Source organism: Pedomonas sp., assembly GCF_036515995.1.
Lineage (GTDB): Bacteria > Pseudomonadota > Alphaproteobacteria > Sphingomonadales > Sphingomonadaceae > Pedomonas.
Genome location: NZ_DATBUP010000105.1, coordinates 1 through 12998, shown reverse-complemented (window position 1 = coordinate 12998; position 12998 = coordinate 1). Strand labels below are relative to the sequence as shown.

Here is a 12998-nt window from a genome sequence, read left to right as displayed (position 1 = left end):
CGGGACCTGCCGCTGGCGCTGGCCGTGCGGGCCGCAACCGAGTTGACCGGGATGACGGATGCCACAGGCGCGCCGATCGCCGCCTTTACGCCCGGACGCAGCCCCGGCGCGGGGCTGCTCCAGCTCACCCCTGCGGGTGTGTGGCTGGCGCGGCAGGCGGTTGCGCCGCCTGATGGGCAAACAGACCGGACGGATCATTGAACACCAGCGCCGAGTCTGCCCTCGCCAACGCGATGAGGGTGAGCCCGGCGCGGCGGGCGAGATCGACCGCGAGATTCGTCGGCGCGGACACGGTGACGAGCGCGGGAATGCCGGCGCTGGCGCACTTCTGAACCAGCTCGAAACTGCACCGGGACGTCATGACGGCAAAGCCGGAAGCGGCATCCCTGCCCTCTCGCGCCAGAGCCCCGACCAGCTTGTCGAGCGCGTTGTGGCGGCCCACGTCTTCCCGCGCCAGCAGGATGTTGCCCGCGCTGTCTGCAAAGGCGGCGGCGTGAACCGCCCCGGTTTCCCGGTTGAGCGGCTGGTGGCTGGAAAGCGCCTCCAGCGCGCGGAACACCGCCTGCGCGCCGAGGGACGGCGGCGGCGGGACGACCCGCACGGCGCGGATGGCCTGCTCAAGCTCCGTCACCCCGCAGATGCCGCAGCCGGTCTGCCCGACGAGGCCGCGCCGCTTGCCGATGAGCTCCTCCTGCCGCGCAGGCGGGATATCGACCCGGACCAGGAGGCCCGGCGCAATCTCCCGCACCTCGACGCCAGAGATCTCGGCAGCGCTGTCCACGATGCCCTCGGCAAGCGAGAAGCCGACGGCGAAATCCTCGATATCCCGCGGAGTTGCCATCATCACCACGTGGGCGATGCCGTTGTAGGTGAGCGAGACCGGAACCTCGGCCGCCAGAGTGCGGGCAGCCGCCTCCACCTGCCCGCCTGACATCAGCCGCATGACGGCAGCTCCGTTCCGCGCGGCGGTTTCTGCTGTCATTTCACACCTTTTCCAGCAACTTCCAAACTCTCACTATAGGCATGTGCGACGCGATCTGCCAGAAACCTGCCGACATGATGGCCGGGTGCGAAGCACCAGATCCGCGCGGCGCGCTGCCGCAAAGAAATGTGCCTCGCATCATGCTAACGTCACGATGAGGTCATAAAGGTTCACCAGAAACCGGCCTCTTAATTGCGTCAGGAGGACTGACTTATGCGGATTGCGGTTGTCGGCACAGGATACGTGGGTCTCGTCTCAGGGGCCTGCATGGCCGAGTTCGGGCATCAGGTGACCTGTGTGGACATGAATCCGGAAATCGTCGCCCGCCTCAGCCGGGGTGAGCCGACCATCTACGAGCCGGGCCTCGACGAACTGCTGGGCCGCAACATCAAGGCCGGCCGCCTGACCTTCACGACCGAACTGGCCGCCGCCGTGGCCGACGCGCAGGCCGTGTTCATCGCCGTCGGCACCCCCTCGCGCCGGGGCGACGGCCATGCCGACCTCTCCTACGTGTTCGCCGCCGCCCGCGACATCGCCGCTGCCGCCCGCAATGGCGCGGTGATGGTGACGAAGTCCACCGTGCCGGTGGGCACAGCCTCCGAGCTGCGCAAGCTGGTGGCCGAGGTCGCCCCGCTGAAGAAGCTGGAAGTGGCGAGCAACCCCGAATTCCTGCGCGAAGGCTCGGCCATTCGCGACTTCATGCACCCGGACCGGGTGGTTGTGGGCGCAACCACCGACGAGGCCCGCCAGGTGCTGAAGGAAGTGTATCGCCCGCTGCACCTGCGCGAGACGCCGATCCTGTTCGCCTCGTGCGAGACGGCGGAAATGATCAAGTACGCCGCCAACGCCTTCCTTGCCACCAAGATCAGCTTCATCAACGAAGTAGCTGATTTGTGTGAGAAAGTCGGCGCGGACGTGCAGGACGTGGCCAAGGGAATCGGCCTGGACAAGCGCATCGGCGACAAGTTCCTTCACCCCGGCCCGGGCTACGGCGGAAGCTGCTTCCCCAAGGACACGCTGGCCCTGCTGCGCACCGCGGAGGAGCACGACGTGCCGCTGCGGCTGGTCAACGCCACGGTTGAGGTCAACACCAATCGCAAGCAGAGCATGGCCGAGCGCGTGATCGCGGCCTGCGACGGCTCGGTGGACGGCAAGACCATCTGTGTGCTGGGCCTGACCTTCAAGCCGAATACCGATGACATGCGGGACTCGCCGGCGCTGGACATCGTGCCCGCCCTCCAGAAGGCCGGCGCGCACATTCGCGCCTACGACCCCATCGGCATGGGCCACGCCGCGCCGCTGCTGCCGGGCATCGACTTCGCCGGTGATCCCTATTCGGCCATGCAGGACGCCAGCGCCGTCGTCATCATCACGGAATGGAACGAGTTCCGCGCGCTCGACCTGACCCACGTGCGCCGCCAGCTGCGCGAGCCGGTGTTCGTCGACCTGCGCAACATCTACCGCACCGCCGACATGGCGGCCGCCGGGTTCCGCTACGTCTCCATCGGCCGCCCGGTGCTGGCTCCTGAGCCGCAGAGCGAGGAACGCGCCCCGGCCAGCGTGCATCAGATCCGCCCGCTTGCAGGCGAGTGAGCAGATCAATCAGCTAAAGTTGATTTTCCCAGGGGTACGATTTTTTTGCTGGTCGCATTTTCTTAAACGCAGGGTTCCACCCTGCTCGAAAACTGCTCCAGACCCCTGCACTCCATGCGTTCAGAGGGCCGTGCTCTTCATCAAGGGCGCGGCCCTCACGGCCCGACCAGTTCCTCACCGCGCAGCATGCGGCCCATGAGGGCAAAGAAGGCCTGGCTGTCAGGATTTTCGGCGGTGCGCCATTCCGGATGCCATTGCACGGCGAGAATGGGCGCGTCGTTGCGAACGGTGGAGAAGGCCTCGACCACGCCGTCAGACGCCCGCGCTTCGACCCTCAGCCCCTCGCCCAGCCGGTCAATGCCCTGAAAATGTACCGAGTTGACGGTGATGCGATCCTTGCCCAGCATTTCGTGCAGCAGGCCGCCGTGGACGAGGTCCACCTCGTGCACGTGTTCATACATGGCGGGAAACACCATCTCCGGCGGTGCATGGTGGGCGAGCAGCGTGGGGTGGTGCCCTATGTCTCGCCTGAGCGTGCCGCCAAAGGCGACGTTCAGCTCCTGAAAGCCGCGGCAAATGCCGAAGACGGGCTTGGAGCGATTGATCATCTCCTGCACCAGCGCCAGCACCATGGTGTCCCGTCCCGGATCGAACGGACCCGGCGGCTCCTCCACAGGGTCGCCATAGTGTTTCGGGTCGATGTTGGAGGGGCTGCCGGTCAGCAGCAGGCCGTCGATGAGCGGCACGATCTCGTCCGCCCGCATGAGCTCCGGCAGCGCCGGGATCAGGAGCCCGGCCGCATCCGCATAGCGCAGGGTGGTGGTGATGTAGCGGTTCAGCACCGTCTGGGCGGGAATGCCGTCCACGTCCCGCTCACAGCAGATAATTCCAACGACCGGGCGAAGCGACATGGGACAACTCCCATCAGCAACCGGAATGCCTGCAAGCAAGAACGCCAGCCGGGCGCGGCGGCTCCAGAAAGCACCGCCAGGGAGTTTCCCAGCGGGAAGGAAGATTAAATTGTTTCCGCAGGGATTCAAGTAAATAGACAAGCCGCTTGCAGTGAAAAGGCAAGGCGTTGAGAAGAAACAGATGCGCAGGGAGAATTCAGTTTTCTACTGAAATTTTACCCTCAAATTTGCACGGACACTTACACCTCTCAAGTGCGTTCCTGACGCTGATACACAACTATAAATCGCAGGCCTCGCCACGCTTCTTCACAAGAGCGTAAGATTATTTTGTTCAGTTGCGCCTGCTTGCACGCTTCCTCTTTCCAAAACACGGGAGGTGCAGCCATGCCAAACGGTACAAAAGCTTCTCAGGAAACGATTTCGTTAGATCCCACCCTTTCAGCCAGAGAACATCTGGCAAAGAACGTTGTCACATGGTCAATCAAAGGCATGCTCATAGTCGCAGGGGTCGTCGTGCTTTCAGGTTACACGACCTTTTTCCTCTCACATTTCTTTGACACCCCTACTGTTACTGAGACTGCGCCCAGAAGTTCGCGGCTTTCATCCTCGGCACTCCACGAAAACACCCTCAGCATTTTCCATGCGCTGCTGCCTGTTCTGGGCACATGGGTCGGCACAGTGCTGGCGTTCTATTTCTCACGCGAAAATTTCGTCACCGCCGCTGCCACAGCCCGGAAACTGGTAGGACAATTCAGTGAAACCAAGCTTCACCAGACTTCGGTGCGGCCTAATATGATCCCCTTCCCGCGGATCATGGGAGTGAATATTCCTGAAGGGAAGGATGACACCTTTCTGACTGTGAAGGCCCTGCGAGACATGATCAAGCCACCGGGCGCCCGCATTCCGCTGGTTACGCGACTTCCCGTGTTTACCCACGACAGGCGGGTCAAGTACGTACTCCACCAGGGAACCATCTATGAATATATTGCCGAGAAAACTATCGAGAAGACTGACCCTGCAGGTGGCAAGGCCATGGCAACCCTCAAGGATCTTCTGGAGTACAATGACCTTGGCGAGCAGGCTCGGCGGTTCTCCTTCTTGCCGCAGAACGCCACGATGGCGGATGCCAAGGCGGCCTTCGAAGATGCCGACAACTGCCGGGATGTATTCGTGACCCAGACAGGTTCACCGAATGAAGCGGTTCTGGGATGGATTACGGATGTGGATATGGTCCGGCATAGCCAGGTCTGACACCCTCAATGCGCCTCGCGGAAGGCGGCGAGAGCGCCGATGGCAGCGAAGATGGGCAGGCGCAGCCAGCGGCCGCCGGGCACGGCGAGATTGGGCAGATGGCTGATGAGGTCGAAGCGGGAGTTGTCCCCGGTAATGGCTTCGGAGAGCACCTTGCCCATCAGGTTGGACAGGGCAACCCCCTGCCCCGAGTAGCCATCGGCGTAGAAAACGGACCCGACCCGGCCAACGGCGGGCATGCGGCTGGAGGTGACGGTGACGAGCCCGCTCCAGGTGTAATCGAGCGCCACGCCCTCCAACTGCGGGAATACCGCCTCCAGCCGGGAGCGGACCACGGCCTCGGCCGGTTCGTCGGCCGACAGGCGGTAGCGCTCACCGCCGCCGAACAGCAGGCGGTTGTCCGGCGACATGCGGAAGTAGTTCACTGACATGCGGGTGTCGCACACGGCCAGCCCGTCCTTGACCAGCCCTGCCGCTTCCTTGTCCGAGAGCTGCGCGGTGGCGGCTGCAAAGGCCGTGAGCGCGCTGGTCCGCCGCCCCACGGGCTCCAGCAGCTTGCCGGACTGGGCACCGCAGGCCAGCACGACGTTCTTCGCCAGCACCTTCCCGCGCAGTGTCTCCACCAGCATGCGCGCCGCAACGGGCCGCATGCGCACGACGCGGCTGTCTTCATGCAGGCGGGCTCCGGCCAGTTCCGCAGCAACCGCCAGCCCCAGCGCCAGATTCAGCGGATGAACATGGCCGCCGCGCGTATCGAGCAGGCCGCCGTACATTTGCGGCGCGCCGGTGAGCCCAACGGCGATGTCCCGATCGACGAGACGGCTGTGGACATAACCCATGGCCTCCCGAGCCTCGAGCTCGGTCTCCAGCATCTGCATGTCAGCGGGCGTGGCCGCAACGATAAGGTGGCCACGCTGCGCGTCACACGCGATCTGATGCCGCTCGATGCGCTGGAAGAGCCCCTCCACCGCCTCGTTCGCCATGGCGAACAGGGTGCGCGCCTGTGCGGGGCCGAACTGTTGCACCAGCCCCCGGGTGGTGCGGTTCCAGCCGGGCATGACCTGCCCGCCGTTGACACCGGATGCACCCCAGCCGATGCGCTTGCCTTCCAGCAGCACCACGGAAAGGCCGCGCTCGGCACAATGCAGCGCGGTTGACAGACCGGTGTAGCCGCCGCCGATGACGCACACGTCCACCTGCTTGACGCCTTCCAGCGTCGGCCGCGACGGGCTGCGGTGCGCCGTCGCCGCGTAATAGGACGGCGGATAGGGATGAAAATGAGCAGCATCTGCAATGCGGATCGTCATCAGGGACCCCGAGAGCTGTCAGGCGCGAAGATGCGCCCCCTGTCGGCAGGAACGCGAAACGCTGACCAGCAACTTGCGCTCCCACAGCATATCATTGCTAGTGGTTTTACAACTATTAAGAGAAAATGTCCGCAAAGTATTCCTGATATCGGCAAAGAAAACCCCGCAAGGGTTCATTTGGTCCGGGGACCACACCCTGCCCCATGCCGCCGGAAGCGCTGCGCGGGGCCATGCCCCGGCCTCAAGGCGGCTTTCGTCTCAACCGGCAATAATCTTAGCCAATTGACATTTGACGGCTGCGTTTCGTCGGGGCAAAGGCATGGGCGTGTTGCGCGACGCTCCGGCGGCTCGCGCCCGGACCGAGTGAGTTGCAAGGATCTTGCCCATGACCATCATTCGCCAAGACGACGTGATCGAGTCCGTCGCCGATGCGCTTCAGTACATTTCCTACTTCCACCCGATGGATTACATCCGCGCCCTGGGTCGCGCCTACGAGCTGGAGCAGTCTCCGGCCGCCAAGGACGCCATAGCGCAGATCCTGACCAACAGCCGCATGTGCGCCGAAGGCCTGCGCCCGATCTGCCAGGACACCGGCCTTGTGGTGGTGTTCGTGAAGGTGGGCATGAACGTCCAGTGGGAGGCCACCATGTCGCTGGAAGACATGATCAACGAGGGCGTGCGCCGCGCCTATATGCACCCGGAGAACCGCCTGCGCGCCTCGATCGTGTCGGACCCGGCCTTCGGCCGCAAGAACACCCGCGACAACACCCCGGCGGTGATCCACACCCAGATCGTGCCGGGCGACTATGTGGAAATCGCCGTGGCGGCCAAGGGCGGCGGCTCGGAGAACAAGTCCAAGTTCGTGATGCTCAACCCGTCCGACGACATTGTGGACTGGGTGCTGAAGACCGTGCCGCTGATGGGTGCCGGCTGGTGCCCGCCGGGCATGCTGGGCATCGGCATCGGCGGTTCGGCTGAAAAGGCCATGCTGCTCGCCAAGGAATCGCTCATGGAGCCGATCGACATGGCCGAGCTGAAGGCGCGCGGCCCGCAGAGCAGGATTGAAGAGCTGCGCATCGAGATCTTCGACAAGGTGAACGCGCTCGGCATCGGCGCGCAGGGCCTTGGCGGCCTCTCGACCGTGCTGGACGTGAAGATCCATGACTACCCGACCCACGCGGCCTCCAAGCCGGTGGCGATGATCCCGAACTGCGCCGCCACCCGCCACGCCCACTTCAAGCTGACCGGCAACGGCCCGGTTTACCTTGAGCGCCCGAAGCTGGACGAGTGGCCGAAGGTGGAGTGGACCGCCTCCCCGTCCGCCCGCCGCGTCAACCTCGACACGCTGACGCCGGAAGAAGTGGCGAGCTGGCAGCCGGGCGAGCGCCTGCTGCTGAACGGCAAGATGCTGACCGGCCGCGATGCCGCGCACAAGCGCATCCAGGACCTGCTGGCATCGGGCGAAGGCCTGCCGGAAGGCGTCGATTTCACCAACCGCGTGATCTACTACGTCGGCCCGGTTGATCCGGTGCGTGACGAAGTGGTTGGCCCGGCCGGTCCGACCACGGCGACCCGCATGGACAAGTTCACCGACATGATGCTGGAGAAGACCGGCCTCATCGCCATGGTGGGCAAGGCCGAGCGCGGTCCGATCGCCATCGAGTCGATCAAGAAGCACAAGGCGGCCTACCTGATGGCCGTCGGCGGCGCTGCCTACCTCGTCTCCAAGGCGATCAAGGACAGCCGTGTCGTCGCCTTCGAAGATCTGGGCATGGAAGCCATCTACGAGTTCGACGTGCAGGACATGCCGGTGACGGTTGCCGTCGACTCCTCGGGCGAGAGCGTCCACCATACCGGCCCGCTGGTGTGGCGCGAGAAGATCGCCAAGAAGGAAGTAGAGCCGGCGTAACGCCAGTTCGCCCTTTTGTTAAAAAAAGCCGCGCAGCCAACAGGTTGCGCGGCTTTTTTGGATTCTATGGTTAAGGAGAGAGTATCCCACTCTCCAGCCTTGCAGACTGTCCGATACCCTTGATTGCCCTAATTGCAGGGCGAACAACGGGATCTGAAATGACACGGCGAACGATTAAACTGATCGCGTTGGCGTTGGCCGTCATTCTTCCGCTGGTTCTGCTAATTCACATTATTCTGCTGGCGCAGTCTGACCCCATAGTGCGGCAGGCCACCATGGGGTTGCCAGACTGGCCCGAAGGGACACCTCCGGTGCGCATCGCCCTCCTGTCCGACATCCACGTGGCGGGGCCGGACATGCCCCCTTCCCGACTTGCGCGGATCGTCGCGCAGGTCAACGGCCTGGCTCCGGATATCGTGCTGATTGCGGACGATGTCATCAGCGACAAGACGCTGGTCGTCACGGCGGGCCTTGGGACGAGCATCCTGCCGCTGCGCCTCGGCGTTCGGCCAGGCCTGTGGATTGTCACAGCGGGCCCTGCCGGCACTTCCGGCAGCCGCTAAAAAAACTACCCATTCTGGTGGGTCACGAAACTGGGCGACGTTTTTGCCGAGGCCAGGCTGTGAGGAGTGCCCCCGCAAAGAACTATACCCATCCTCCAGAATAGAAGAGGCGACGCGCGAACCTGCGCACCGGACCTCCAAAAATAGACTTTAATTTCATCAGCATAAGAAAAAGCCGCGCCCCTTTGCGGGAGGCGCGGCAAGCATCGTGGCAATGCGTGATGAGCATACACCCATCACAAACGTATTAACTAGATGTCCTGGACCAAACGTCCATAGAGTTCGGGACGGCGATCTCTAAAAAATCCGAAGGCGAAGCGGTGCTTCTGGATCAGGTCGAGATCGAAGGTGCCGATGACGACGCCGGTCTCGCCATCGCCGAGTTCGGAAACCTTGTCGCCGCGGTGGCTGGAGACGAAGCTGTGGCCGTAGAAGTGCTGGCCGTTCTCGTCGCCGATGCGGTTGGCCGCAACCACCGGCACCACGTTGGAGACGGCGTGGCCGATCTGGGCCCGCTGCCAGAGCGCGCTGGTGTCCAGATCCTCGTCATGCGGCTCGGAGCCGATGGCGGTCGGGTAGAACAGCACTTCGGCACCCTGCAGCATCATGGCGCGGGCGCATTCCGGATACCACTGGTCCCAGCAGATGCCGACGCCGATGGTGCCGTAGCGCGTCTTCCACACCTTGAAGCCGGTGTTGCCGGGGCGGAAGTAGAACTTCTCCTGATAGCCGGGGCCGTCAGGAATATGGCTCTTGCGGTAGAGGCCCATGATCTCGCCCGCGTCGTCCACCATCACCAGCGAGTTGTAGTAGTGGTGGCCGTCGCGCTCGTAGATCGAGGTCGGGATGTAGACCTTCAGCTCCTTGGCCAGCTTCTGCATCTCCAGCACGGCCGGATGCTCATCCGCCGGGAAGGCCTTCAGGAAGAAATCTTCCTGCTGGTCCTTGCAGAAGTAATGGCCCTGGAACAGCTCGGGCGGAAGGATCACCTGACCGCCCTGACGCGCCGCCTCGCGCACGAGGTCGGCGACGGCGGCAATGTCCGTCTTCATGTCGTCGGTGAAGGCGAGCTGAAGCCCCGCAACCGTAATCTGACGCGTCATGACGCTTTGAACCCTTCCTTACTTTACGTCCACGACCGGGAAGCTCGGCACCTGCTGCGTAATGCAGTGGAACGAGCCGCCGCCGGTGAGGATGTGATCCGCCCGCAGTCCCACCGCCTTGCGGCCGGGGAACATGTTGCCGATGGCTTCTACCGCCGCATCGTCCCACTTGGTGCCGTACACCGGCACCACCACGGTCGTGTTGGCGATGTAGAAGTTGGAGTAGGACGCCGGGATCACGTCGCCGTCCTCGTTCTCTACCCGGCCCGTAGATGGGAAGGTTACCACCTCGATTCCAGAGTATTGTTTCAGGCGCGCCAACGCTTCGGCGTAAATGTCGCGGTTGGGGTCGTCGGAATCGCGTGCTTCCGGCAGCGCAACGACGCCCGGCGCCACGAAACGGGCCAGATTGTCGATGTGGCCGTCGGTGTGGTCGTTAACCAGACCATCGCCCAGCCACAGGATGCGCTCGATGCCCAGCTGCTCGATGAGGTTCTTCTCGATCTCGGCGCGGCTGAGGTCCGGATTGCGGTTGGTGTTGAGCAGGCACTGCTCGGTGGTGAGCGCCGCGCCCTGCCCGTCCACATCGACCGAGCCGCCTTCCAGCACCCAGCTGAACTCGCGGAACGGCAGGCCGCATGCCTTGCCGACGGCAATGGAGACGGCATCGTCATAGGGCAGCACGTACTTGCCGCCCCAGCCGTTGAAGCGGAAGCCATGGGCCGCCAGACCCTGCGGGCCTGCCACGAAGATGGGCGCGGTATCGCGCAGCCAGATGTCACCGAACGGGATCTCGTGCAGGACGACGCCCGTGCCGGCCAGCGCGGCCGCGGCGCTGGCCTTGGCTTCCTCGTTGGCGACGAGAATGTTCAGCTGCTCGCCCCGGCGTTCACCGGTTGCCGGGTCCACGTCCGCAATGGCGCGGAACAGGGCGGCGACTTCCTCACGCGCCGGTTCCAGATCTTCCACCCACAGGTCGGCATGGCTGGGCCAGGCCGACCAGACTGCATCGTGCTTCGCCCACTCAGCAGGTTGACGCATCACTTACTCGCTCCTTTGAGAGACTCTTCCCGCGCCGCGCCGAACTCGGCGGTCGGCAGCCATTTGGGCCAGTTTACAGAATTTGCAAGCTCCAGACCCACCCGGAACAGGAGGGTTGCATCCTCGGCCACGCCGGAGAAATCCATATCCTCACGGTATTCATCAGACGGCTTGTGATAGTGGTTCGCGGTGTAGAGCGCCTGCTGCTGCAGGCCCCACTCCGCGCCCTTGTCCAGCACATCGACGCCGCCGTCGGCGTAAAGCATGGGAACGCCCACCTTGGCCAGTTCAAAATGGTCAGAGCGGTAGAATGACCCGGCCTCCGGCTTCTGTTCCGGCACCACGACCCGGCCCTGACGGGCCGCGTGCTTCTTCAGCAGGTCTTCCAGCTCAGACTTGCCCTGCCCGATCACCACCACATCGCGCGTGCGGCCCATGGTGCCGAGGGCATCCATGTTGAGGCCCGCGACGGTCTTGTTGAGCGCATAGAGCGGGTTGGCCGCATAGTACTTGGAGCCAAGCAGGCCGGATTCCTCGCCCGTGACCGCAACGAGCACAACGGAGCGCTCCGGCTTCGCCTGCGTGAACGCCCGGCCCATCTCGATCAGCGCGGCGGTTCCGGTGGCGTTGTCCACCGCACCGTTGCAGATGTCATCGCCCGTGCTGTCCGCCGTGCAGCGGCCGAGATGATCCCAGTGGGCAGTGTAGAGGATGTACTCGTCCGGCCGCTTGGTGCCGGGGATGATGCCGACGACGTTGTGCGAGTTCGAGCGGCGGATGCTGCTGTTCAGCGTGGCCGACAGCTTGAGCTTGCCCATGCTGACGGCCTTGAAGCCGGGCCGGTGCGCGGCCTGGGTCAGCGCATCGTAATCCAGCCCGCTTTCGGCGAACAGCTTGCGGGCGGACTGGCTGCTGATCCACCCCTCGACGGCGGCGCGGCCCATGCCTTCATCCGCCTGCACGATGTCGAACTGCGGGCCGGTCCAGCTGGACTTCACCACATCCCACGGATAGGCGGCCGGCGCGGTTTCATGAACGATGAGCACGGCGGCAGCGCCCTTGCGGGCCGCTTCCTCGAACTTGTAGGTCCAGCGGCCGTAGTAGGTCATGGCCTTGCCGTTGAACAGCTTGGGATCGCCAGAGGCAAAGCCCGGATCGTTGACGAGCACGACCACGGTCTTGCCCTTCACGTCCAGCCCGGCGTAGTCGTTCCAGCTCCACTCCGGCGCGTCGATGCCATAGCCGACGAAGACCAGATCAGCGTTCTCGACCGAGACCATATCGCGCACGCGCTTGGTCCAGACCACCTGATCGTCACCGTAGGACAGCGTGATCGGGGCCTTGCCGCCCGTGATGGTGAGCGACGCGGGCTGGACCGTGCTCTCGATCATCGGGACGGCCTGATACCAGCCGCCCTTCTCTCCGCCCGGCTTGACGCCCGCCGCCGCCATCTGCTCGGCGATGTAGGCGATGGTCTTTTCCTCACCCGGCGTTGCGGGAGCGCGCCCCTCGAACGCGTCGGACGCCAGCACCTTCACATGCGCCGCCACCTGATCCTGGGCGACATTCGGCCCAAGCGGCTGTGCGAGCGCAGGCAGGCTGATGCCCGCCAGAAGCAGGCCCCCGGCCAGTACCAGTTGGCGGGCGGACGCAGACACAAAACCACTCAAGCGCAAATCAGTCGTGCGGATCATGGAGCAAACCTCATTGGCGATGGGCGGGGCGCAACCCCGGTCTATCGGCTTCCTTCCATTTTGGGCGGAGGCGGTCAAGTCGCGCTGCATGACAATGTTGAATACGGGCGACCACGTCGCTGAGCCGCGCAGCGCATATGGGGCCATGCTGGCACTCACTCAAGTCGAGTGATAATAAATTTCGATGAAATTCAACAATTTGAGACGAAACGCAGCAATACAATAGCGGACATCATGCGTTGAAACATGTAGAGTGAACTGTACGTGTCGGTTCCCTGGCAGACCGGATTGGGGTGTTTTAGGGAGTATTGGTATGACCAATCGCGTTGAGAACCTGTCCGACTTCGAACTTCGGATGAAAGGCTATTCGCTGCTGACCGCCGAGATCATCTACTGGATGCCGGATCATCATGACCTGCTCCAGAGCTTCGTCTGGCAAACCCTGGATATCGCACCGGATTTCCCCCGCCTGCACCAGTTTCTGGATTACTGGCGGGAGCACATCGAGGCACCACTGCACTCGGTGCAGATCACGCACGCCGGTCTCATCACCCCGGCGGAGCTGAGCTGGGTGGATTCCGAGTACCGCCTGCACTGAGGCCGCGCCCGAGCAGGCATGGACCGCCGATGACACTACCAAGGCG

General features: G+C 63.6%; 11 protein-coding genes. 5 read left to right on the top strand and 6 right to left on the bottom strand.

Features of this window, described 5'->3' with window-relative positions; all coding sequences use genetic code 11:
- Nucleotides 1-124 precede the first annotated feature (124 nt).
- Nucleotides 125-943, bottom strand: coding sequence for a formate dehydrogenase accessory sulfurtransferase FdhD (gene fdhD, locus VIG90_RS07915; protein WP_331592948.1), 819 nt, complete (start codon nt 941-943; stop codon nt 125-127).
- Nucleotides 944-1195: 252 nt separating this feature from the next.
- Here fdhD and VIG90_RS07910 point away from each other — a divergent pair, with 252 nt between their 5' ends.
- A complete protein-coding gene (locus tag VIG90_RS07910; protein ID WP_331592947.1) occupies nt 1196-2575 on the top strand; it encodes a UDP-glucose/GDP-mannose dehydrogenase family protein in 1380 nt (459 codons plus the stop codon).
- Between the two features lie 155 nt (nt 2576-2730).
- Here VIG90_RS07910 and VIG90_RS07905 read toward each other — a convergent pair whose 3' ends face one another.
- Nucleotides 2731-3486, bottom strand: coding sequence for a gamma-glutamyl-gamma-aminobutyrate hydrolase family protein (locus VIG90_RS07905; protein WP_331592946.1), 756 nt, complete (start codon nt 3484-3486; stop codon nt 2731-2733).
- A gap of 384 nt (nt 3487-3870) precedes the next feature.
- Between VIG90_RS07905 and VIG90_RS07900 the strand changes: the two genes are divergently transcribed.
- Complete coding sequence (locus VIG90_RS07900; protein ID WP_331592945.1) at nt 3871-4737, top strand: hypothetical protein; 867 nt, start codon at nt 3871-3873, stop codon at nt 4735-4737.
- 5 nt (nt 4738-4742) lie between these two features.
- Here the strand turns inward: VIG90_RS07900 and VIG90_RS07895 are convergent, their stop codons facing one another.
- Nucleotides 4743-6044, bottom strand: a complete 1302-nt coding sequence (locus VIG90_RS07895) for an FAD-binding oxidoreductase (RefSeq protein WP_331592944.1) — start codon at nt 6042-6044, stop codon at nt 4743-4745.
- A gap of 385 nt (nt 6045-6429) precedes the next feature.
- On the opposite strand from VIG90_RS07895, the gene VIG90_RS07890 reads away from it, so the two are divergent.
- A complete protein-coding gene (locus VIG90_RS07890; protein WP_331592943.1) occupies nt 6430-7953 on the top strand; it encodes a fumarate hydratase in 1524 nt (507 codons plus the stop codon).
- Between the two features lie 158 nt (nt 7954-8111).
- Nucleotides 8112-8516, top strand: a complete 405-nt coding sequence (locus VIG90_RS07885) for a hypothetical protein (RefSeq protein ID WP_331592942.1) — start codon at nt 8112-8114, stop codon at nt 8514-8516.
- A 251-nt stretch (nt 8517-8767) separates the two neighbouring features.
- On the opposite strand, the gene aguB is transcribed toward VIG90_RS07885, so the two are convergent.
- The 3 genes from aguB to VIG90_RS07870 are packed head-to-tail and all read right to left on the bottom strand — an operon-like array spanning nt 8768 to nt 12318.
- Nucleotides 8768-9619, bottom strand: coding sequence for an N-carbamoylputrescine amidase (aguB, locus tag VIG90_RS07880; protein WP_331592941.1), 852 nt, complete (start codon nt 9617-9619; stop codon nt 8768-8770).
- Nucleotides 9620-9637: 18 nt separating this feature from the next.
- Nucleotides 9638-10660, bottom strand: coding sequence for an agmatine deiminase family protein (locus VIG90_RS07875; protein ID WP_331592940.1), 1023 nt, complete (start codon nt 10658-10660; stop codon nt 9638-9640).
- The gene (locus tag VIG90_RS07870) at nt 10660-12318 is read right to left on the bottom strand and encodes a M28 family metallopeptidase (protein ID WP_331592939.1); all 1659 of its coding nucleotides are present in this window, start codon (nt 12316-12318) and stop codon (nt 10660-10662) included. Before VIG90_RS07870 ends, VIG90_RS07875 begins: the two co-directional genes overlap by 1 nt.
- 349 nt (nt 12319-12667) lie before the next feature.
- Between VIG90_RS07870 and VIG90_RS07865 the strand changes: the two genes are divergently transcribed.
- Complete coding sequence (locus VIG90_RS07865; RefSeq protein WP_331592938.1) at nt 12668-12952, top strand: hypothetical protein; 285 nt, start codon at nt 12668-12670, stop codon at nt 12950-12952.
- Nucleotides 12953-12998 lie beyond the last annotated feature (46 nt).

What these genes read in the sequence shown, in the direction of transcription:
- VIG90_RS07895 (WP_331592944.1), bottom strand. Translation starts at nt 6,044, where the DNA reads ATGACGATCCGCATTGCAGATGCTGCTCATTTTCATCCCTATCCGCCG.
- VIG90_RS07900 (WP_331592945.1), top strand. Translation starts at nt 3,871, where the DNA reads ATGCCAAACGGTACAAAAGCTTCTCAGGAAACGATTTCGTTAGATCCC.
- VIG90_RS07910 (WP_331592947.1), top strand. Translation starts at nt 1,196, where the DNA reads ATGCGGATTGCGGTTGTCGGCACAGGATACGTGGGTCTCGTCTCAGGG.
- VIG90_RS07865 (WP_331592938.1), top strand. Translation starts at nt 12,668, where the DNA reads ATGACCAATCGCGTTGAGAACCTGTCCGACTTCGAACTTCGGATGAAA.
- fdhD (WP_331592948.1), bottom strand. Translation starts at nt 943, where the DNA reads ATGCGGCTGATGTCAGGCGGGCAGGTGGAGGCGGCTGCCCGCACTCTG.
- VIG90_RS07875 (WP_331592940.1), bottom strand. Translation starts at nt 10,660, where the DNA reads ATGCGTCAACCTGCTGAGTGGGCGAAGCACGATGCAGTCTGGTCGGCC.
- VIG90_RS07890 (WP_331592943.1), top strand. Translation starts at nt 6,430, where the DNA reads ATGACCATCATTCGCCAAGACGACGTGATCGAGTCCGTCGCCGATGCG.
- VIG90_RS07905 (WP_331592946.1), bottom strand. Translation starts at nt 3,486, where the DNA reads ATGTCGCTTCGCCCGGTCGTTGGAATTATCTGCTGTGAGCGGGACGTG.
- aguB (WP_331592941.1), bottom strand. Translation starts at nt 9,619, where the DNA reads ATGACGCGTCAGATTACGGTTGCGGGGCTTCAGCTCGCCTTCACCGAC.
- VIG90_RS07885 (WP_331592942.1), top strand. Translation starts at nt 8,112, where the DNA reads ATGACACGGCGAACGATTAAACTGATCGCGTTGGCGTTGGCCGTCATT.